Below are 20,456 nucleotides of genomic sequence, written 5' to 3' on the forward strand. Positions count from 1 at the left end.
GCGAGTCGGAGTTCCGGCCGCGCGAGTCGGGGTGTGGGCTCCCGCGAGTCGGGGTGTGGGCTTCGGCGAGTCGGGGTCAGCGGGTCTCGGGCGCGGGGGTGGGCAGGAACTCTGCGCCCGGACGGGTGCGGGTGCGGGTGGCCCGGACCAGGTCGACGGTGAAGACGGCCAGGGCGATCCACACCAGCCCGAAGCCGAGCCACCGGGACAGCGGCATGGCCTCGCCGTTGACCAGCACGCCGTAGAGGAACTGCATCGTGGGCGTGAGGTACATGAGCGTGCCGAGCGTGGTGAGCGGGATCAGCCGGGCCGCGGCGCCGTAGAGCAGCAACGGCAGGGCGGTGACCGGGCCGGCGAGCACCATCATCGCGGCGTGGAAGCCGCCCAGCGAGGTGAACGTGCCGTGGCCGCTCACCTGCAGGTAGATCACGAACGCGAGCGCGAGCGGCCCGACCACGAGCCCCTCGCCCGTCAGGCTCGCCGTCGAGGGCAGCGCGACCTTCTTCTTCATCAGCCCGTACACCCCGAACGACACGGCCAGGATCAGCCCGAGCCAGGGCGGGCTCCCGCTCCCCACACTGATCACGACGACCGCGAGCGCCGCGATCCCCAACGCCACGACCTGGGCGCGGTTCGGCCGCTCCCGGAGCACGAGGACGCCGAGCAGCACGCTCACCAGCGGGCTCATGTAGTAGCCGAGGGCGATGTCGACGACGCGCTGGATCGAGACGCCGTAGATGAACACGCCCCAGTTGACGGTGATCACCGTGGCCGCGGCCGCGATCGTCAGCCATCCGCGGCCCGACAGGGTCCGCAGCGCGCCCCAGCCCCGGAGCAGGGTGAGCAGGCCCGCCATCAGGACCATCGTCCACAGGATCCGGTGCGCGAGGACCTCGACGGGTCCGGAGGGATCGAGCAGCGGCCAGAACGCCGGGAAGAGACCCCAGACGACGTGTGCGGCGACGCCGAGGCCGACGCCCCGGTGGTCCAGCTCCGGTGCGGCTTCCGTGACGCTCACCGCTCCATCAGAACATCCGACCGCTGAATGTTCGAGCGTGAAACAGATCGCGCTCGGGCGGCCGCACCCGGCACGCTCTCGTGACGCGCGCGAGACCGCCCCGTGACGCCGATGGGTGAACGTCGTCCTTCCGGTCGACGGAAGGGGAGCGGTGGGGACGACCGCAGGAGTCGGCCGGTCGCGGCGTGCGCGGTGGATCGCGGCCGCGGTGCTGGTGCCCGCGGGCCTGGCCGCGATCGGGCTGCTGTGGGTCCGTCCCGCGCCCGACGGCCCCGGCCCTGGCGGTGGCGCACCCGTGACGGCCCCGCCGTCGTCGGCCGTCGTGCCGACCGCCGCCACCGAGCCGCCGCCCGGCGTGGCCGTCGACCGGTCGGGCGTCGAGCGCCTCCTCGCCGGGTCGCCGCTGCTGTTCGACGGCGAGAGCGCACGACTGCGGCCCGCGACGGCCGCCACGGTGCAGCAGCTCGCCCGCCTGCTCGACGCCATGCCCGGCGTCCCCGTCCGGCTCGTCGGGCACACCGCCGACCTGCCCGGACCGGCGGAGCGCGCGGTGCGCCTGTCCCGGGAGCGGGCCGAGGCCGTGGCGGCGGCGCTGCTCGCGGCCGGGGTCGATCCACAGCGGATCACGGCCGACGGCGTGGGCGACGCGGGCCCGCTCGACACCCCGGAGGCGAGCCGGCGGGTCGAGGTGCTGCTGGGGTAGCGGATCACGGGTCCGGAGCGATGGACAGGGCGGGAGGTGGCGGGCGTGGGGGCACTGTTCGCACAGATGTGGCTGCTCTGCCTCGTCGCGTTCCTGCTCGGCGCGCTGCTGACCTGGCTGTTGGTGGCCCGTCCGGCCCGCCGGGAGGCGGCGCGCGCCCGGGCGGCGGCCGGACGTCGCGACGAGCCGGTGGATCCCGTCCGCGCGGCCCAGGCCCCGCCGACGCCGATCCCCGGCGTGCCCCGGCACGCCCGGACCTCCCGCGACGGCGACGCGCTGCCCGCCCTCGGCCGCCGACGTCGGTCGGGCTCGTCGGCCCTCGGCGCGCCGGCCCGGCTGCGGCACGGCACCCCGGAGGGGGCGTCGCACGCGGCCGGCGACGGGCCCGTCGTGCCACCGCAGCCCGGTCCCGGCCCGCGTGGCGGCGGCTCCGACGGGCCGGTCGTGCCGCCGCAGGACCGTGGGCACGCCCTGTTCACCCCGCCCGAGCCGCGCGCACCCGAGCCCGACGAGCCGCCCGACGTCCCGCCGCGCCGCGAGCCCCCGGACGACCGGCGCTGACCGTGGCGCGGCGTCGGGCGGCAGCCCTCGATCCCGGACGGGGAGCGGCCGTCAGACCCCGGCCGGAGCCTGGTTGCGGTCCACGTTGCCGGGCAGCGGCGGAGTGGCGGCCACGTCGTCGCCGGCCTCCTTGTGGAACTTCCCGTCCTTCATGATGTAGTGCAGCTTCGTCCGGTCCTGCAGGACGGTGATGTCGGCGAGCGGGTCGCCGTCGACGAGCAGCAGGTCGGCGAGGTAGCCGGGCTGGACCTTGCCCAGCTCGTCGGGCCGCAGCATGATCTCGCCGCCCCAGGCGGTGGCGGAGATGATCGCCTCCATCGGGGTGAAGCCCAGCAGCTCCACGAAGTGCTGCAGGTCCCGGGCGTAGGTGCCGTGCGGGGTCCAGGCGAAGCCGTAGTCGCCGCCGGGCAGGACCTTGATCCCGCGCCGGTGCATCTCGCGCAGCCCGGCGATGGCCATCTCCAGTTCCTTCTTGTACCCGACGGCCTCGGCGGCCTCCTGCGGGAACCCGAAGGCCTCGGCCTCGTACAGGGTGGCGACGAGCCAGTTGATCCCGGGTGCGACGAACACCCAGTCCTTGTTGGCCTCGAGCATGTCCATGCCCTCGGCGTCGGTGAAGCTGGCGTGGTAGATGACGTCGACGTGGTGACGCACGCACATCTTCACGCTCTCGGCGCTGCGGGCGTGGGCGCAGACCCGCTTGCCGCGCCGGTGCGCCTCGGCGACGGCGGCGGCCACCTCCTCGTCGGAGAAGTAGGTGTCCTCGGCGCGCTGGGTGCCGGTGATCTCCTCGCCGGTCATCGACAGCTTGATCTGGTCCACACCGATGTCGATCAGCTCGCGGACGGCCTTGCGCATGCCCTCCGGCCCGTCGGCGAACTTGGTGATCGACTTGATCAGCGCCCCGCCGGTCACCGCAATCTCCGGCCCGTTGGCCAGGTAGCGGGGGCCGGGGATGCGGCCGGCGTTGATCGCGTCGCGGCAGACGACGTCGAGCCGGTCCTTGGCCGAGGCCGCACCGAGGCACATCGTGTAGCCGGAGTCGATGTAGGTCCGCGCGGACTCGATGGCGAAGAGCAGGTGTTCCTCGACCGGCATGGTGCCCAGGCCGTCGAGGTCGGCGGAGTTGTTCCAGGTGAAGTGGGTGTGGGCGTCGCACAGCCCGGACATCAGGGTCCGGCCGCGGCCCTCCACCACCCGTGCCCCGTCGGTGCGGGACGGGTCGACGCTGCCGACCGCGGTGATCCGGTCGCCCTCGACCAGGACGTCCCCGCGGTACGGGTCGGCGCCGGTGGAGTCGAGGATCGAGACGTCACGGAACAGGGTCTTGCTGGTCGTGGTGGGCACGGTGCCCCTCCTCTTCCTTGAGGTTCTGGCGGGCTCACCCCGGGCGGTCGCCCCGGGCAGGGGTGGGTCAGAGGAACTTGAGCAGGTGGTCGGTGACCGGGCGGGCCGCCTCGAGCGCGGTCCAGTGGCCGACACCGGGCAGGATCTCGACGGTCGCGGACCCGTGGGCCTCGGCCAGCTCGCGGCTGGCCTCGGGCGGGCCGACCTTGTCCTCGTCGCCGGTGATCAGCAGCAGCGGCAGCGCGGGGTCGACGGGGCCCGGATCGGTGGCGTCGGCGAGGGCCTCGCAGTTGCGCGCGTAGCCCTCCGGGTCCTGGCGCATGACCAGCTCCCGGACGAACGCGGCGACCTCCGGCTTCTCGGTCCGGGTGGTCTCGGACAGGGCGTTGGCGACGACGCCGGGCGCGACGGCGGCGGTGCCCTGCTCGCGCAGGACCGCGGCCCGGTCGCGCTGCGCCTGGCGACCGGCCTCGGCGGGCTCGCGGACGGCACCGAGCAGCGTCAGGGAGCTGACGCGGTCGCGGTACCGGCGGGCGAACTCGCGCACCACGAGGGTGCCCATCGAGTGCCCGACCACGTGCGCCGTCGCGACGCCGGCCTGGTCGAGCACGCCCGCCAGGTCGTCGGCGTGCGACCCTATGTCGATCCCGTCGGCGACCGGGGAACGGCCCGCGCCGGCGGAGTCGACCCGGATCACGGTGTGCGAGCCGGCGAGCGCGTCGGCCTGGACCTGGTAGAAGTTCGAGGTCCCGCCGAGCCCGTGCACGAACAGGACCGCAGGGCCCTCGCCCTCGATCTCGACGGCCAGTTCCTTGCCGTTGACGTTCACGTCTCTCCTTCGGTGGTGGTGGGTGTGCGTGCCGGCGGGCCGATCAGCCGATGCGGTTGCGCTGCGTGCCGAGGCCGGTGATCGACACCTCGACGACGTCGCCCGCCGCCAGGAACCTCGGCGGGTCGAACCCGATGCCGACCCCGGCGGGGGTGCCGGTGGCGATCACGTCGCCGGGCAGCAGGGTGATGCCGGCCGAGATGGTGGCGATCAGCTCGGGGATGTCGAAGATCAGGTCCTTCACCGCGGCCGACTGGCGGAGCTCGCCATTGACCCGGCTCTGCACCTGCAGCGCGGTCACGTCGGGGATCTCGTCGGCCGACACGGCGTAGGGCCCCATCGGGCAGTGCGTGTCCAGCGACTTGCCCAGCAGCCACTGCTTGTGCTTGCGCTGCAGGTCGCGGGCGGTGACGTCGTCGACGATCGTGTACCCCCAGACGTGGTCGAAGGCCGCGTCCCGCGAGATCCCGCGCCCGCCCGTGCCGATGATCACGGCGAGCTCGGCCTCGTAGTCGAGTTCCGCGGTCACGCCCGGGTGCGACAGCACCTCGTCGAAGGGGCCGGTCACCGCGGTCGTGGCCTTCGCGAACACCACCGGGTGCTCCGGCAGCGCCTCCGAGCGGTCGGGCTGGTCGTAGCCGCTGCGGCCGAACTCGGCCACGTGCTCCCGATAGTTCTTGCCCACGCAGAAGACGTCGCGCCGCGGCACCGGGATCGGCGCGAGCAGCCGCACCGAGTCCAGCGCCCGGGCCGGCAGCGCGGCGGTCCGCCCCGCCAGCAGCGGGCCGAGCTCCGCCCAGCCGTCGATCACCTCGAGCAGCCCCGCGCCCGGCGGGAGGAGGTCACCGACGTCGCGGAGCTCGCCCGCGTCGTCGTCGACCACTCCGACCCGGGCCGCTGCTCCCTCGGCGGTGAAGGTCACCAGCTTCATTCTGCGAACCAATCTGAACCAATCGAACCAATGGGGCCGGGTGAGACCGTACGCCGGGAAGGGAGGAGCTGTCGAGCGCAGATTTCGGCAGGTTCGATCCGTGCACTATTGGTCTTGATTGGTTCTGCTCGACGGGTAAGGTGGGGCGATGGAGACGGTCGAGCAGTCCCTGCGTGCCCTGCTGACCGAGGGCGCCCAGGACGGCAGCCTCCGGCCCGGCTCGAAGCTGCCGACCGAGCGGGCCCTGGTCGAGCAGCTCGCCGTCCCGCGGTCGGCGATCCGCCGGGCCCTGGAAACACTCGAGCGCGACGGTGTGGTGATCCGGCACGTCGGGCGCGGCACCTTCCTGACCGAGGCCGCGGTCCAGCAGGTCGACGGCGCGCCGGCCGACACGAGCCCGGCGGAGATCATGCAGGTCCGGCTGCTGCTCGAGCCCGGGGTCGCCGCGCTGGCTGCGCGGGTGGCCACCCAGGCCGATCTCGACCGGATCGGCGAGAGTCTCGCCGGCGGGGGCGCCAGCGAGGACTTCGAGGGCTTCGAGTCCTGGGACGCGCGGCTGCACCGCGCCATCGCCAGCGCTGCCCACAACGGCCTGCTGATGAACATGTTCGACGTGCTGACCACCGCCCGTGCCCTTCCGGTGTGGGGCACCCTCAAGCGCCGCACGTCCAGTCCGGAACGGCGCCGCTGCTACCACGAGGAGCACACGGCGATCGTCGAGGCGCTGCGCGATCGCGACCCGGAGTCCGCCGAGGCGGGGATGCGCCGGCACCTCGAACACGTCTCGGACAACCTGCTCGGGCGGCACTGAGGGCGGCACCGCGGGCAGCACCGAGGGCGGCACCGAGGACACCACCGAGGACCGGATTGAGCACGGCGACGGGCACCGGGTCGGCACCCTCGGAAAGGGCGACGGCCCGACTCCGGAGGGGAGTCGGGCCGTCGCCGGTCCGGTGCGGTGAAAGCAGGCGTCAGCCGGCGATCGTCCAGGTGTCGCGGCCGTTGAGCAGGGCCTGCAGGTCGGCGTTGGGGTTGTTGTCCTTGGCCTGCTGGACCTGGGCGCGGGCGGCGTCGTCGTAGGTGGTGCGGTCGACGTTGCGGAAGATGCCCGTGACGGTGTGGTTGAGGTCCTGGTCGGACAGCCGCGAGAGGGCGAAGGCCAGCTCGTGGTTGCGCGCGTCGTGGACCATGATCTCCACCGGGTCCACGTCGGCGGCCTTGACGACCTCGAGCCGGAACCCGCGCTGGACCACGGCGAACGTGTCGTCCTCGGGCCCGAAGGTGATCGGCTCGCCATGCCGGACCGGGACGAGGCGCTGGTCCTTGGTCTCCGGCTTGCGCAGCAGGTCGAAGGAGCCGTCGTTGAAGATCGGGCAGTCCTGGAAGATCTCCACCAGCGCCGACCCGCGGTGGGCCGCGGCGGCGCCGAGGACCTCGGTGAGGCCCTTGCGGTCGGAGTCCAGCGCCCGCCCGACGAACGACGCTTCGGCGCCGAGGGCCAGTGAGATGGGGTTGAACGGGTGGTCCAGCGAGCCCATGGGGGTGGACTTGGTGACCTTCCCGACCTCGCTGGTGGGCGAGTACTGGCCCTTGGTCAGCCCGTAGATCCGGTTGTTGAACAGCAGGATCTTGAGGTTGACGTTGCGGCGCAGCGCGTGGATCAGGTGGTTGCCGCCGATCGAGAGGCTGTCGCCGTCCCCGGTCACGACCCACACCGACAGGTCCGGGCGAGAGACGGCCAGGCCGGTGGCGATGGTCGGGGCGCGGCCGTGGATGGAGTGCATCCCGTAGGTGTTCAGGTAGTAGGGGAAGCGGCTCGAGCAGCCGATCCCGGAGACGAACACGGTGTTCTCGCGCTTGATGCCCAGGGTGGGGAGGAACTGGCGCACCGCGGCGAGCACGGCGTAGTCGCCGCAGCCGGGGCACCAGCGGACCTCCTGGTCGGAGGTGTAGTCCTTGGCGGTCTGCTTGGCGTCGGTGGTCGGGACGAGGTCCAGCCCGCCGCCGATCGACGGCAGACCCAGGTCGGTGCTCATTTCGCCTCCGCGGGAAGAAGTACGTCGGCGGTGCTCATTTCGCCTCCGCGGGAAGAAGTACGTCGGCGGTACTCATGCCTGGACTCCCAGAGAGGCCCCGTTGCCGGAGCCGTTCGTGCCGGCGGTGGCGTCTGTGCTCGTGCCGGTGGTGTTGGGGTGGGTGCCGGTCAGGTAGTCGAGGAACACGTCCTGCAGCTCCTCGGCCTTGAACGGCAGCCCGGACACCTTGGTGTAGGACTTCGCGTCCACGAGGTACTTGCCGCGCAGCAGCAGCGCGAGCTGGCCGAGGTTCATCTCCGGCACCAGCACGGTGCGGTAGGACGCGAGGACCTCGCCGAGGTTGGCCGGCATGGGGTTGAGGTGCCGCAGGTGCGCGGTGGCGATCTTGTGGCCCAGGTTCCGCACGCGGCGCGCCCCGGCGACGATCGGCCCGTAGGTCGAGCCCCAGCCCAGGACGAGCACGTCGGCCTCCCCGGAGGGGTCCTCGACGGTCAGGTCGGGCACCTCGATGCCGTCGATCTTGGCTTCGCGCAGCCGGACCATCCGGTCGTGGTTGTCCGGGTCGTAGGAGATCGACCCGCGCCCGTCGGCCTTCTCCAGCCCACCCACCCGGTGCTCCAGCCCCGGAGTGCCCGGGATCGCCCACGGCCGGGCCAGGGTCTCCGAGTCGCGCAGATACGGCCAGAACTCCCCGGACCCGTCCGGGGCGTTCGGCTCGGTCGCGAACTCCGGGTCCACCGACTCCAGGGTCGAGGCGTCCGGGACCTTCCACGGCTCGGAGCCGTTGGCCAGTGCCCCGTCGGACAGCACGATCACCGGGGTGCGGTAGCGGACGCTGATCGCGGCGGCCTCGACCGCGGCGTGGAAACAGTCCCCGGGCGAGCGCGGCGCGATGATCGGCAGCGGGGCCTCGCCGTTGCGCCCGTACATCGCCTGCAGCAGGTCGGCCTGCTCGGTCTTGGTCGGCAGACCCGTCGAGGGCCCGCCGCGCTGCACGTCGATCACCAGCAGCGGCAGCTCCAGCGCCACCGCCAAACCAATGGTCTCCGACTTCAGCGAGATCCCCGGACCGGAGGTGGTGGTCACCCCCAGCGCGCCGCCGAAGCTGGCGCCGAGGGCGGCGCCGACGCCGGCGATCTCGTCCTCGGCCTGGAAGGTGGTGACGCCGAAGGCCTTGTGCTTCGAGAGTTCGTGCAGGATGTCCGAGGCCGGGGTGATCGGGTAGCTGCCGAGGAACACCGGCAGCCCGGTGGTCTGCCCGGCCGCGACCAGGCCGTAGGCCATCGCGGTGTTGCCGGTGATCTGCCGGTAGGTGCCCGGCTCGAGCTTGGCCGGGGCGACCTCGTAGGTGACCGCGAACGCCTCGGTGGTCTCGCCGTAGGCGTGCCCGGCCCGGAAGGCCAGGATGTTGGCCTCGGCCAGCTCGGGGCGGCGGGCGAACTTCTCCCGCAGGAACCGCTCGGTGCCCTCGTGCGGGCGGTGATACATCCACGACAGCAGGCCCAGGGCGAACATGTTCTTCGCCCGCTCGGCGTCCTTCTTCGACAGCCCGGTCTCCTCCAGCGCACCCCGAGTCAGGGTGGCCATGGCGACCTCGTGGACCTGGAAATCGGCCAGCGAGTCGTCCTCGAGGGGACTCTGCTCGTAGCCGACCTTGGTCAGGTTGCGCTTCGTGAACTCGTCGGTGTTCACGATCAGCACCGCGCCGTGCGGCAGGTCGCCGATGTTCGCCTTCAACGCAGCCGGGTTCATCGCCACCAGCACGTCCGGCCGGTCACCCGGGGTCAGGATGTCGTAGTTGGCGAAGTGCAGCTGGAACGACGACACGCCGGGCAGGGTGCCGGCGGGCGCGCGGATCTCGGCCGGGAAGTTCGGCAGGGTCGACAGGTCGTTGCCGAAGGTCGCGGTCTCCGAGGTGAACCGGTCACCGGTGAGCTGCATCCCGTCGCCGGAGTCACCCGCGAACCGGATGACCACCCGGTCCTTCGTGATGACATCGTGCTCGCCGCCGGACGGCGTGACGGCGGTCTCGTTGGACGTCATGTCGAGGTCATTCCCCGGTTCGGCTCGGGAACACAAATGTCCGGACGAGATTAACGCCCGGTAGCGCGCGGTGTCCCCGGCCCCAGTGCGACGTCACATGGTCTCCGTTCGTCCGGGCGGAACGGCGCCAGGATGCGGCCGCCCCTACCGCTTGCTGATGCGTGCCTGGAGCGCCGTGACGCGCTCCCGGAACTCCTCCGAGTGTACGGATGCGGCCTGTGCCCTGACCTCGATCTCCGCCGCCTCGGCGTGCGAGATCGCCCCCGAGGTGATGCGCATGGTGGCCTTGGTGGTCTCGATCAGCGACCGCGGTGCGGCGGCGGCCCGACCGGCCAGCTCCTTGGCCCCGGCGAGGAGCGCGGCGTCGTCGTCGTACCGGCGCCAGACCAGGCCGACGCGCTCGGCCTCGACCGCGTCGAGGACGTCGCAGAACAGGGTCAGGGCCTTGGCGCCCTGGGTGCCGAGCGCACGGTCGACCATCCAGGTGTAGCCGCCGCCGGGGTGCAGGCCGAGCTGCATGAACCGGGCGTCGAACTTCGCACCGGGCCCGGCGAGACGCAGATCACACGCCAGGGCCAGGTTCAGGCCCGCGCCGACGGCCGCGCCGTTGACCGCGGCCACGGTCGGCAGCGGGCACTCCGCCACGGCGAGGAACCCGGAGTAGACGGTCTTGAGCCGCGCGGGGTCGGCCCCCTGCAGCTCGGACAGGTCGCCGCCGGCGCAGAAGGCGGGCGGCTCGCCCGTGATCACCACGGCGCCCACCGCGGGGTCGGCGACCGCCGCGTCGAGCGCGGCGACGAGCTTCTCGGACAGCTCGAGGTTCATCGCGTTGCGGCGAGCCGGGTTGGAGAGTGTGAGCAGCGCGACGCCGTCCTCGACCGTCGTGCGGACTTCGGTGGTCATGGGGTGATCCTGACATCCCGCCGGGTTACCGTCCGCCGGTGACCGTGAACGACCGCCCGACACCGCACGACCGCGCCCCCCTGCCCGGGGAGAAGGTGCGCCGCCACCACGAGGGGTGCCTCGGCTGCGGTGACGTCGAGCCCGGGCTGCACCTGACCTTCGTCGCGGGCGACGACCTGACCGTCACCTCGGTGCTCGACGTGCGGCACTGGCAACAGGGCGGGCCCGGACTGGTCCACGGGGGTGTCGTGGCCGCGGCGCTCGACGAGACCATGGGTGCGCTGCAGGCCTTCTTCGGCCGCCCGGCCGTGACCGCGGAACTGACCACGAGCTACCGCACGCCGATCCCCGTCGGCACGCAGCTGTACCTCTGGGCGCGGGTCGAGGAGCGCGAGGGCCGCAAGACCTGGACGACGGGCACGGCCCGGCTCGACGGGCCCGACGGGCCGGTCGCCGCCGAGGGCCGCGGGCTGTTCATCGACATCCGCCGCGACCACTTCGACGGGACCGCCGTGCGCGCCGTGAACCCGTGAGTCCGCTGTGAAGCGGGTCCGACCGGAACACCGCCTCCCGGCCGGTCGTTGACCCGACAGATACCAGCGGAAGGAGCGGCGAGGCGGTGCACGGTCACCTGAACGGGCTGAAGACGGCGGTCCTGCTGGGCGGGATGAGCGCGCTCGTCCTGGTCGTCGGGGGCCTGGTGGCGGGCCGGACCGGGCTGATCATCGCCCTGCTCGTCGCCCTCGCCATGAACGGCTACGCCTACTTCAACTCCGCCAAGCTCGCGCTGCGGGCCATGCACGCGCGGCCGGTCACCGAGGCGGAGGCACCGGGCCTGTACCGGATCGTGCGCGAGCTGAGCCAGCGCGCGCGGCAGCCGATGCCGCAGCTCTACATCAGCCCGACCAACGCGCCCAACGCCTTCGCCACCGGCCGCAACCCGCGCAACGCCGCGGTCTGTGCCACCACCGGCCTGCTCGAGCTGCTCGACGAGCGCGAGCTCCGCGCGGTGCTGGGGCACGAGCTCAGCCACGTCTACAACCGCGACATCCTGATCTCGTGCGTCGCCGGTGCGATGGCGTCGATGATCAGCTTCCTGGCCAACATGGCGTTGTTCGCCGGGCTCTTCGGCGGGGGCGACGAGGACCGGGCGAACCCGTTGGCCGCCATCCTGATCGCGCTGCTCGGCCCGATCGCGGCGGGCGTCGTGCAGATGGCCGTGAGCCGGTCGCGGGAGTACCAGGCCGACGCGTCGGGCGCGGAGCTGACGGGGGATCCGCTCGCGCTCGCGTCGGCGCTGCACAAGCTCGAGTACGGCACCGCGCTCGCGCCGCTGCCGCCCGAACCGCAGCTCGTGTCGCAGTCGCACCTGATGATCGCGAGCCCGTTCCGGCCCGGCGACCAGATGGCGAAGTGGTTCTCCACGCACCCGCCGATCGAGGACCGCATCCGGCGGCTGCAGGAGATGGCCCGGCGCTGACCGTGCGCGGTCGGCCGACCCACCGCGCACAGCGGGTCAACGCAGCTCGCGGCGCAGGATCTTGCCGCTCACCGTCTTCGGGAGCTCGTTGACGACCTCCACGATCCGCGGGTACTTGTAGGCGGCCATGCGTTCCCGGGCGAACGCGATCAGCTCGTCGGGCTGCAGCTCAGCGCCGGCCTTGAGCGACACGACGGCCTTCACGGTCTCGCCGCGGTAGGCGTCCGGCACCCCGACCACCGCCGCCTCCCGGATCGCCGGATGCCCGTACAGCACGTCCTCGACCTCGCGCGGCCAGATCTTGTAGCCGCCCGCGTTGATCTGGTCCTTCTTGCGGTCGACGAGGTAGAACCAGCCGTCGGCGTCCATGAAGCCGACGTCGCCGGTGCGCAGCTCGCCGTCCGGCAGCGCGTGCGCGGTCTCCTCCGGCTTGTTCCAGTAGCCGGGCACCACCTGCGGGCCCCGGATCACGATCTCGCCGACCTCGCCGACGGGCAGCTCGCGGCCGTCGTCGTCGATCACCCGGACCACGGTGTTCGCGACCGGGACCCCCACCGACAGCGCGCCCGAGGTCGGGTCAACGGGCGCGCGGGCGCCGAACGGCCCGACGTGGCTCGGCGAGGTGGTCTCGGTGAGGCCGTAGGCGTTGTGGATGTACGGGCCGACCTTGCGCTCGAAGGCCTCCACGACCGCCGGGGCGACGGGCGCGCCGCCGCTGTAGACCTTCGTCAGCGAGGAGAGGTCGCGGGCCGTCGCGTCCGGGTGCTCCATCATCGCGATGAACACGGGGATCGCGCCGACGACGAAGGTCGCCCGCCAGTGTTCGACCAGCTCGAGCACGGTGCCGGCGTCGAACCGGAAGGCCAGCACCACGGGCGCGCCGGTCAGCGCCGCGACGGCGAGGTGGCCGATCAGTCCGGTGATGTGGAAGAGCGGGGCCACGCCGAGGATCACGTCGTCGGGACCGAGATGGATCCAGTCCCGGTAGGTCATGGCGTTGAAGACGACGTTGCGGTGCGTGTTGGTCGCGCCCTTCGGCGGGCCGGTCGTGCCCGACGTGTAGGTGAGGAACGCGACGTCGTCGGGGCCCGGCTCGGGTACCGCGGGCGGCGGGTCGCCCGCGTGCTGCGCGATCAGGTCCCGCAGGTCGACGGCGCTGGCGGGGCGCTGGCGACAGCTGCCCGCCAGCAGGCCGGGGACGACGTCGTCGCCGAGGGGGTCGAGCTCCGAGGTGGTCACCAGGGTGCGGACCGCGGTGGACGGCTGGACCTGCAACGCCACGGGGTGCAACGACTCCAGTGCGACGAGGACCGAGGCGCCCGAGTCGGCGAGGATCACCTGCAGCTCACGCTCGCGCAGCATCGGGTTGACCGGGACGACGATCCCGCCGGCCTTCCACACGCCGAGCATCACGACGGCCCACTGGGGCACGTTCTGCAGGTACACGGCCACGCGGTCGCCCGGTTCGAGGCCGAGCGCGACCAGGCCGGCCGCGAGCGCGTCGGAGTCCGCGTCGACCTCGCCGCCGGTGTGGCTGGTGTGGAAGTAGTGGAGGAACGGGCGTTCGGGGCTCGCCTTCGCGGTCGCCCGCCACATCGCGAGGGCGGAGGGGAACTCCGGCTCGACGTCGGCCGGGACGCCCTCGTCGTACCGGGCGAGCCAGGGGCGGTCCGCGTAGGTGGTCATGGACGACAGTGAACCGCGCGGTGTGACTCCTGTCACTTCCGCTGGGTCGCGCAATTCTGTCGGGGGGTCGCGGCATGCTGTGCGCGTGCAGTCGACCACCAGCGAGTACGGCATCCTGGGCGTGCGGGACGTCGACTTCCGGCTCGACCGGTACCCGCCGTCGCCGGACCTCGCCGAGCTGGTCGAGCGGCACTGGGTGGTCACGTGGGGGCTGCCGCCGGGGCGGCGGGCGTCGGTCACGCTGCTGCCGCAGCCGTGCGTCAACGTGGTGCTCGACCGCGGGATGCTCGCGGTCGCCGGGGTGGGCCGGGAGCGGTTCACCTACGCCTACACCGACGAGGGCCGGGTCTTCGGCACGAAGTTCCGTCCGGGTGCGTTCCTGCCCTTCCTCGGGCGCCCGGTCTCCACGATCACGGACGTCACGCTGCCCGCTGCCCGGCTGTGGGGTCCGCCGGCCGACGAGCTGGCCGCGCGCATGACGGGGCCCGTGCCCGAGCTGATCGCGCAGATGGAGGGGTTCCTGCGCTCGCGGTGGCCGGAGCCGGATCCGCAGGTCGAGCTCGTCGGGCGGATCGTCGCGGCGTTGCTGCGCGCCCGGGAGGTGGCGCGCGTCGAGGACATCGTCGAGCGGTTCGGCATCCCGGCCCGGACCCTGCAACGGCTGTTCGCGCGGTACGTCGGGGTGAGTCCGAAGTTCGTGCTGCGCCGCTACCGGTTGCACGAGGCCGCGGCGCGGCTGGCCGAGGAGCAGGACCGGCCCTGGGCGGAGGTGGCCGCGGAGCTCGGGTACTTCGACCAGTCGCACTTCATCCGGGACTTCGGTGCGGCGATCGGGTTGACGCCGGTCGCGTACGCCCAGGCCTGCCGCCGGCGGGAGGAGCCGGTCGGCGCCTAGGTTTCTCTGCGCTATCCAGCTATGGTGGAGGGACACGACCGAGGAGGAGCCGATGACGGACGTCCAGCCCGCCCTGAACGAACGCACCCACCGCTGGGAGGACCCGGCCGGCATGGCCGCGGCCGCCGGGATGGACGGACTGTCCGTCATGCGGGCGGTGCTGACCGGCGAGCTGCCCGCGCCGCCGATCGCCGGCCTGCTGGGCTTCGAGCTGGAGTCGGTCGGGGAGGGTCGCGCCGTGTTCACGATGCAGCCCGGCGACCACCACTACAACCCGCTCGGCTCGGTCCACGGCGGCGTCTACGCGACCCTCCTGGACTCCGCGCTGGGCTGCGCGGTGCACACCACGCTCCCCGCCGACGTCGGCTACACCAGCCTCGACCTGGACGTGAAGTTCCTGCGCCGCATCACCACCGACACCGGGCTCGTCCGTGCGACGGGGTGGGTCGTGCACGGCGGCCGCAGCACCGCCCTCGCCCGCGCCGACCTGCGCGACGCCACGGGCCGCCTGCTCGCCGAGGGCAGCTCCAGCTGCATGATCTTCCGCTGAGCGCGCCGCCCTGCGGGTGATCCGCAGGCGGGCCGATGCGGCAGACTCGTCGCGTGGCAGACGACGACACCTCCACCGCCCTCCCGCAGACCTGCGTCCGGTGCGGGCAGGTCGCCCTGCTGCGGATCGTCGGCCGCTGCGGCGACTGCATCGGCGCCCTCGGGCTCGCGGGCGGCGAGGACTACACGGCCTGGCGGGCCGAGGTGAAGGCGGAGTTCGGGGCGAAGTAGGGCCGGTTCAGGCGCATTCGGGTCGGAGTTCGGATTCGGGTGTAATGCCCTGCTCCGTCCGGCCGATGGGTGAGGCGCAGCCCTCGAGACCGCCCGGAGCCGCCATGACCTTCTCGACCGAGCCCACCCCTGCCCGTCCGCGCCGCCGCGGCCGCACGATCGTCCTGGCCGTCGCCGTCCTCGGGCTGCTCGTCGTGGTGGCGGTGGGGGTCGTCGTGAACCTCGGGTCGGCGCCGTCGCCGTTCGTCGAGGAGCCGGCGCGGTCCTTGACCGCCCGGGACTGGGCGTTGATCGCGAAGGACCCGGAGGCGCACTCGGGCGAGCGGGTGGTGGTCCACGGCCTGGTCACGCAGTTCGACAGCACGACCGGCACGAAGCGCTTCCGCGCCGAGGTCGACGCGGTCCCGCAGGAGGACTCGATCTCCGGGACGAACACGATCCTGACCGGCAGCGGGCGCGACCTCGACCCGGTCGTCGAGGGCGACCTCTTCACGGCCGAGGTGACCGTCGAGGGTGCGGCGAGCTACGACACCGCCCTCGGCGGCAGCACCACGGCGCCGGAGCTGGAGGTCGACAGCATCACGGTGACCGGGCACGTCGGCTGAGCGGCCGTCACGGCTGATCACGGCCGGCGGCCCGACAGGAACTGCCGATTCGCGCTGCCCGAACTGCCGACTCGCGCTGCCGGAACTGTCGCCTTGCGCTGCCGGAACTGTCGCCTTGCGCTACCCGAACTGCCGACTCGCGCTACCCGAACTGCCGACTCGCGCTACGGGAAGTGCCGACTCGCGCTGCCGGGGCGGAGGAACGCGTCACGAAAGGGCGTCGGGGGGCGAGGGTCTGGTGGGGCCCGGAAGTCGGCGGAAGAATTCCGGGAGCGACTGTCCCGGCGGGCGGTCCCCTGTTCGTCCCTCGGGTGACGCCGGATCCCGCCGGCGCGAGGAGATCCAGGAGGATCCGATGCCTCAGTACGCAGCCCTCATCTACAACGCCGACGTCGACTGGACCCGACCGGAGTTCGCGGACGTCATGAAGGAGTACGGCGAGTTCGGGCAGGTGGCGGCCGCCGTGATCCGCGGCGGCGCCGCGCTCTACCAGACCGGCACCGCGACCACGGTGCGCGTGCAGGGCGGCAAGGGCGGCGACGTCCTCACGACGGACGGGCCCTACGCCGAGACCAAGGAGGCCCTGACCGGCTTCTACCTGTTCGAGTGCGCCGACCTCGACGAGGCGGTCAAGTGGGCCGCGCAGATCCCCGGCTCGTGGGACGGCGCGGTCGAGGTGCGACCGGTGATCGACTTCGGGTCGCAGGGCGGGTGACCGACGGGCCGGCCCGCGCGGTCCTCGTCCGCCTCGTGCGCGACGAGGGCCGCCGGGTGCTGGCCACGCTCGTCCGGCAGCTCGGCGACCTCCCGCTCGCCGAGGACGCGGTGCAGGACGCGGTGCTGCGCGCCCTGGAGACCTGGCCGCGCGACGGCGTGCCCGAGCAGCCCCGGGCCTGGCTCACCCTGACGGCCAGGCGCCGCGCGATCGACCTGCTCCGCCGGGAGGCCGTGCGGCCGGGGAAGGAGGCACTCGCCGTGGTGCCCGAGGACCCGCCCCCGCCCGAGATCGTGCGCGACGACCTGCTCCGGCTGATCTTCGTCTGCTGCCACCCCGCGCTCGCGCACGAGACACAGGTGGCGCTGGCCCTCCGCACGCTGTGCGGGCTGTCGGTCGCCGAGGTCGGGCAGGCGCTGCTCGTGCCCGAGGAGACGATGGCGAAGCGGCTGACCAGGGCGCGGCAGAAGATCGCGAAGGCCGCGATCCCGTACCGCGTCCCCGACGACCACGAGCTGCCCGACCGGCTGCGCGGCGTGCTCGCCACCGTCTACCTGCTGTTCACCGAGGGATACGACCCGGTCGGCGAGGTCCGCCCCACCCTCGTCGAGGAGGCGGTCCGGCTCACCCGGCTGCTGCGCGAGCTGATGCCGGGGGAGGCGTCCGTGCTCGGCCTGCTCGCCCTCGAGTTGCTCACGGACTCGCGCCGGGAGGCCCGGCGCGACACCGCCGGCCTGCCCGTGCTGCTCGCCGACCAGGACCGTTCCCGGTGGCGCCGGGACCTGATCGAGGAGGGCGTGCTGCTGGTCGGGGAGGGCCTGCGCCGCAGCCCGGACCGGCCCGATCCCTACGTGGTGCAGGCCGCGATCGCGGCCTGCCACGCCCTCGCCCCGACCTGGGCGGACACGGACTGGGCGGCGGTGGTCTCCTGGTACGACGTGCTGGTGGAGGTCGAGGACACGCCGGTCGTCCGGCTGAACCGGGCGGCCGCCCTGGCCGAGCGGGACGGGCCCGCCGCCGGCCTGGCCGCGGTCGACGCCGTCGCGGGGTTGGAGCGCTACCCCCTGCGGCACGCCGCCCGGGCCGAGCTCCTCGGCCGGCTGGGCGATCACGCCGCGGCCCACGCGGCCTACGACGCCGCCCTCGCCCTCCCACAGGACCCGACCCAGGCCGCGCAGCTGCGCCGGCGTCGCGACCGGGCTACCGGGCCGACGGGCGGATGATCTCGTCCGCGACCCAGCGGGCGACGCCGTCCGGGTAGGGGTTGGGCAGGCCGAGGACGACGTGCCCGAAGCCGGCGTCGAGCGCCTCGTCGATCGCCTTCCGGGTGGTGTCCGGCCGCTCGTAGGAGACCGGCAGGTGGATCGAGCGGACGATCGAGGCGGGGTCCCGGCCGATCTCCGCGCAGTACCGGTCCAGCAGCGCGCTGCGGCGCGCGCAGTCGGCGATGTCGCCGCCCGGGATGTTCCACAGGTCGGCGTGCTCGGCCACCACGCGCAGCGTCGCAGCCGCGCGCCCGCCGATCATGATCGGCGGATGGGGACGCTGCACCGGTTTCGGGTTGCCGAAGGCCCCGCGCAGCTGCACGTAGCTGCCGTCGAAGTCGAACGGCTCGTCCTCGGTCCACAACCGCCGGATCACCGTGCACGCCTCCGCGAGACTGCCGACGGCGTGGGCGGTGTCGTGGAAGGGCAGGCCATGGGCCTCGTACTCGCGCCGGGCCAGGGGATGGCCGGGGCGGGACCCGACGCCGATCCCGAAGTCCAGCCGCCCGTCGGAGACGACGTCGACCGTCGTCGCGATCTTCGCCAGCATCGCGGGCGGCCGGAAGCGGTTGCTGGTCACCAGCAGCCCGAGACGCAGCCGCCGGGTCTGCGCGGCGAGCGCCGCGAGCAGCGTCCACCCCTCGAAGATCGGGCCGTCCGGGTCGCCGCCGATCGGCAGGAGGTGGTCGAACAGCCAGGCGTGCTCGATCTCGGGGATCGCGTCGGCCTCGCGCCACACCCGCAGGACGTCCTGGTAGCCGACCTGCATCGGGGCGGTCGCGATCCCGACACTCGCGCTCATCGACGTCGCTCCTCATCGCCGCAACAGAGAGTGCAGTACTTCATGGCTCGCCCCTTCCCGAGGGAGGTCCGCCCGAAGCGAGCGGATCCGGAACATCGTTCCGCCGAACATACGGAACTACGTTCCGGTTGTCGAGCCCTACGGCCCGCCGTGTGGTCCGCGGCGCAACGGGTACCGCGCAGGAGGGGCAGTCGTACCCGGGGAGGCATGCAGCCTCGGCCGCGGAGCTGGCCGGGGTCGCCGCGGAGCTCGGGGCCGGGGTGCGGCCGGGTGCCGTCGAGGTCGTCGCGGTGCGGTCGGTGTACGGCGCCGACGCGGTCGTCGAGCCCGAGGCCCAGGTCCGCACCTACGCGGCCGCGACCAACGCCGCCGTGGCCGACGGGTTCACCGGCCTGCGCGTGGCCGCCGAGATCACCACGCTGGTGCGCACCACCGCGCAGCGGGACGCGTTCGCCCGCTACGAGCAGCGCATCGATCGCTTCATGACCCGGCACCCCTTCTCCGCGGTCTGCGCCTACGACCGCGAGGTCCTGGGCGTGGCGGCCCTCGCCGAGCTCGCCTGCGTGCACCCGGCCGCCAGTCCGGGGGCCACCCCGTTCCGCTTCTTCGCCCGCGACGGGGTCGACGCCGTGCTCGGCGGGGAGATCGACCGCACCGCTCGCGAGCTGCTCGCCCGCACGCTCGACCGCGCCGAGCTCGCCCCCCGTGGCGACGAGCTGGTCGTCGACGCCGCGGAGCTCGGCTTCCTCGACCACCGCGGGCTCCTCCTGCTCGACGAGCTGGGCCACCGCGAGGAGGCCGTCGTCGCCCTGCGCGACGCCCCGGCCGTCGTCGGGCGGATGGCCGCGCTGCTCGGGCTCGCCCGCATCCGCGTCGACACCGTCGGTACGACCGTCGACACCATCGGTACGACCACATGAGGGCCGGGCCGGCGTCGGGAACGGACCGGTACCACCACGAGGTGGTCCTGCACGGCGCCGACGAGGAGTTCCTGGCGGTGGTCGCGCCCTTCGTGCGGGAGGGCGTGGCGGCCGGCGAGCCCACGATCGTCGCGCTGGCCGAGCACGAGTCGGCCCTGCTGCGGCGCGCCCTGCCGCGTGGCGCCGGGGTGAGCTGGCTGTCCCGGGCCGAGCAGTACCGAACCCCCGCGTCGGCCATCCGGACGTACCGGGAGCAGTTCGCCGAGGCGTTCCGGGCCGGGGTGCCGCAGGTCCGCCTGGTCGGGAACGTGCCCCATCACGTCGCGGCGTGGAGCGGGTGGGTGCGCTACGAGGCGGCGGTCAACCAGGCCTTCGCCGCCCTCCCGGTCTGGTCGTTGTGTTCCTACGACACCCGGGTGACCCCGCGGGCGATCATCGACGACGTCGTCCGCACCCACCCCCACCTGGTCGGGCCGGACGGCACGCGCCGGCCCAACCCGGGCTTCGTCGATCCCGAGGAGGTGCTGACCGAACGCATGCGAGCGCCGCTGCCCGCCGAGCCGGGGCCGGCCGTCCTCGTCCTCGACGACCCGAGCCCGGCCGCGGCCCGGCACGCCCTGCTCGGCACCGCGCCCCTGCTGGACCGCGACGAGCTGGAGGACCTGGTCCTGGCGCTGAGCGAGGTCGTGGACAACGCCTGGGTGCATGGCGTCCCGCCGGTGCGGGTCGCGCTGTGGACCGGCGAACGGACCGTGGTCACGGTGACCGACACGGGCCCCGGGCCGAGCGACCCCTACGCGGGGCTGCTGCCGGCCAAGGGCAGCGCAACGGCGGGACTGGGCCTCTGGATGGCCCACCAGCTGGACCGGGAGGTGACCCTGCACCGCGGGGCCGGGGGCTTCACGGTGCGGATGACCGCCGGGCCGTCCTGAGCCGG

At 73.2% G+C, this 20,456-nt stretch carries 22 protein-coding genes; 13 read left to right on the forward strand and 9 right to left on the reverse strand.

Going from position 1 to position 20,456, the window contains the following annotated elements; translation table 11 throughout:
* Window positions 1-76 precede the first annotated feature (76 nt).
* Complete coding sequence (gene rarD, locus LWC33_RS13550; RefSeq protein ID WP_233304715.1) at window positions 77-1,018, reverse strand: EamA family transporter RarD; 942 nt, start codon at window positions 1,016-1,018, stop codon at window positions 77-79.
* A 151-nt stretch (window positions 1,019-1,169) separates the two neighbouring features.
* On the opposite strand from rarD, the gene LWC33_RS35980 reads away from it, so the two are divergent.
* Both LWC33_RS35980 and LWC33_RS13560 read left to right on the forward strand, forming a co-directional pair.
* Window positions 1,170-1,721 (forward strand): OmpA family protein, encoded by a 552-nt coding sequence (locus LWC33_RS35980; protein WP_233304716.1) that lies wholly within the window; start codon window positions 1,170-1,172, stop codon window positions 1,719-1,721.
* A gap of 45 nt (window positions 1,722-1,766) precedes the next feature.
* Complete coding sequence (locus tag LWC33_RS13560; protein ID WP_233304717.1) at window positions 1,767-2,282, forward strand: hypothetical protein; 516 nt, start codon at window positions 1,767-1,769, stop codon at window positions 2,280-2,282.
* Window positions 2,283-2,333: 51 nt separating this feature from the next.
* On the opposite strand, the gene LWC33_RS13565 is transcribed toward LWC33_RS13560, so the two are convergent.
* The 3 genes from LWC33_RS13565 to LWC33_RS13575 all read right to left on the reverse strand — a co-directional run bounded on the left by LWC33_RS13565 (window position 2,334) and on the right by LWC33_RS13575 (window position 5,389).
* Window positions 2,334-3,629 (reverse strand): metal-dependent hydrolase family protein, encoded by a 1,296-nt coding sequence (locus tag LWC33_RS13565; RefSeq protein WP_233304718.1) that lies wholly within the window; start codon window positions 3,627-3,629, stop codon window positions 2,334-2,336.
* Between the two features lie 67 nt (window positions 3,630-3,696).
* Window positions 3,697-4,458, reverse strand: coding sequence for an alpha/beta fold hydrolase (locus tag LWC33_RS13570; RefSeq protein WP_233304719.1), 762 nt, complete (start codon window positions 4,456-4,458; stop codon window positions 3,697-3,699).
* 43 nt (window positions 4,459-4,501) lie between these two features.
* Complete coding sequence (locus LWC33_RS13575) at window positions 4,502-5,389, reverse strand: fumarylacetoacetate hydrolase family protein (protein WP_233304720.1); 888 nt, start codon at window positions 5,387-5,389, stop codon at window positions 4,502-4,504.
* A 148-nt stretch (window positions 5,390-5,537) separates the two neighbouring features.
* Between LWC33_RS13575 and LWC33_RS13580 the strand changes: the two genes are divergently transcribed.
* Window positions 5,538-6,200, forward strand: coding sequence for a FadR/GntR family transcriptional regulator (locus LWC33_RS13580; protein WP_233304721.1), 663 nt, complete (start codon window positions 5,538-5,540; stop codon window positions 6,198-6,200).
* A 160-nt stretch (window positions 6,201-6,360) separates the two neighbouring features.
* Here the strand turns inward: LWC33_RS13580 and LWC33_RS13585 are convergent, their stop codons facing one another.
* The 3 genes from LWC33_RS13585 to LWC33_RS13595 form a co-directional block, all read right to left on the reverse strand.
* Entirely contained in the window at window positions 6,361-7,425 is a 1,065-nt protein-coding gene (locus tag LWC33_RS13585; protein ID WP_233304722.1) for a 2-oxoacid:ferredoxin oxidoreductase subunit beta, read from the reverse strand.
* Window positions 7,426-7,497: 72 nt separating this feature from the next.
* A complete protein-coding gene (locus LWC33_RS13590; protein WP_233304723.1) occupies window positions 7,498-9,468 on the reverse strand; it encodes a 2-oxoacid:acceptor oxidoreductase subunit alpha in 1,971 nt (656 codons plus the stop codon).
* Between the two features lie 144 nt (window positions 9,469-9,612).
* Window positions 9,613-10,371, reverse strand: a complete 759-nt coding sequence (locus tag LWC33_RS13595) for an enoyl-CoA hydratase (protein ID WP_233304724.1) — start codon at window positions 10,369-10,371, stop codon at window positions 9,613-9,615.
* 38 nt (window positions 10,372-10,409) lie between these two features.
* On the opposite strand from LWC33_RS13595, the gene LWC33_RS35985 reads away from it, so the two are divergent.
* Window positions 10,410-10,904 (forward strand): PaaI family thioesterase, encoded by a 495-nt coding sequence (locus LWC33_RS35985; protein ID WP_233304725.1) that lies wholly within the window; start codon window positions 10,410-10,412, stop codon window positions 10,902-10,904.
* 86 nt (window positions 10,905-10,990) lie between these two features.
* A complete protein-coding gene (gene htpX, locus LWC33_RS13605) occupies window positions 10,991-11,851 on the forward strand; it encodes a zinc metalloprotease HtpX (protein ID WP_233304726.1) in 861 nt (286 codons plus the stop codon).
* A gap of 36 nt (window positions 11,852-11,887) precedes the next feature.
* On the opposite strand, the gene LWC33_RS13610 is transcribed toward htpX, so the two are convergent.
* Window positions 11,888-13,537 carry a class I adenylate-forming enzyme family protein gene (locus LWC33_RS13610; RefSeq protein ID WP_233304727.1) on the reverse strand — a complete coding sequence of 550 codons (1,650 nt, stop codon included), beginning with the start codon at window positions 13,535-13,537 and terminating at the stop codon, window positions 11,888-11,890.
* An 85-nt stretch (window positions 13,538-13,622) separates the two neighbouring features.
* On the opposite strand from LWC33_RS13610, the gene LWC33_RS35990 reads away from it, so the two are divergent.
* The 6 genes from LWC33_RS35990 (at window position 13,623) to LWC33_RS13640 (ending at window position 17,755) form a co-directional block, all read left to right on the forward strand.
* Complete coding sequence (locus LWC33_RS35990; protein WP_233304728.1) at window positions 13,623-14,432, forward strand: helix-turn-helix domain-containing protein; 810 nt, start codon at window positions 13,623-13,625, stop codon at window positions 14,430-14,432.
* A 52-nt stretch (window positions 14,433-14,484) separates the two neighbouring features.
* The gene (locus tag LWC33_RS13620) at window positions 14,485-14,982 is read left to right on the forward strand and encodes a PaaI family thioesterase (protein ID WP_233304729.1); all 498 of its coding nucleotides are present in this window, start codon (window positions 14,485-14,487) and stop codon (window positions 14,980-14,982) included.
* A gap of 53 nt (window positions 14,983-15,035) precedes the next feature.
* Complete coding sequence (locus LWC33_RS13625; RefSeq protein WP_233304730.1) at window positions 15,036-15,212, forward strand: hypothetical protein; 177 nt, start codon at window positions 15,036-15,038, stop codon at window positions 15,210-15,212.
* 104 nt (window positions 15,213-15,316) lie between these two features.
* Entirely contained in the window at window positions 15,317-15,817 is a 501-nt protein-coding gene (locus LWC33_RS13630) for a hypothetical protein (RefSeq protein ID WP_233304731.1), read from the forward strand.
* A gap of 355 nt (window positions 15,818-16,172) precedes the next feature.
* The gene (locus tag LWC33_RS13635; protein WP_233304732.1) at window positions 16,173-16,532 is read left to right on the forward strand and encodes a YciI family protein; all 360 of its coding nucleotides are present in this window, start codon (window positions 16,173-16,175) and stop codon (window positions 16,530-16,532) included.
* Window positions 16,529-17,755, forward strand: coding sequence for an RNA polymerase sigma factor (locus LWC33_RS13640; RefSeq protein WP_233304733.1), 1,227 nt, complete (start codon window positions 16,529-16,531; stop codon window positions 17,753-17,755). Before LWC33_RS13635 ends, LWC33_RS13640 begins: the two co-directional genes overlap by 4 nt.
* Here LWC33_RS13640 and LWC33_RS13645 read toward each other — a convergent pair.
* On the reverse strand, window positions 17,733-18,599 hold the full coding sequence (locus LWC33_RS13645) for an LLM class flavin-dependent oxidoreductase (protein ID WP_233304734.1): 867 nt from the start codon (window positions 18,597-18,599) through the stop codon (window positions 17,733-17,735). The genes LWC33_RS13640 and LWC33_RS13645 overlap by 23 nt on opposite strands.
* A gap of 152 nt (window positions 18,600-18,751) precedes the next feature.
* On the opposite strand from LWC33_RS13645, the gene LWC33_RS13650 reads away from it, so the two are divergent.
* Both LWC33_RS13650 and LWC33_RS13655 read left to right on the forward strand, forming a co-directional pair.
* On the forward strand, window positions 18,752-19,519 hold the full coding sequence (locus LWC33_RS13650; protein WP_233304735.1) for an MEDS domain-containing protein: 768 nt from the start codon (window positions 18,752-18,754) through the stop codon (window positions 19,517-19,519).
* The gene (locus LWC33_RS13655) at window positions 19,516-20,451 is read left to right on the forward strand and encodes an anti-sigma factor RsbA family regulatory protein (RefSeq protein ID WP_233304736.1); all 936 of its coding nucleotides are present in this window, start codon (window positions 19,516-19,518) and stop codon (window positions 20,449-20,451) included. Before LWC33_RS13650 ends, LWC33_RS13655 begins: the two co-directional genes overlap by 4 nt.
* Window positions 20,452-20,456: the final 5 nt, after the last annotated feature.

Source organism: Pseudonocardia terrae, assembly GCF_021343995.1.
Classification (GTDB): Bacteria; Actinomycetota; Actinomycetes; order Mycobacteriales; family Pseudonocardiaceae; genus Pseudonocardia; species Pseudonocardia terrae.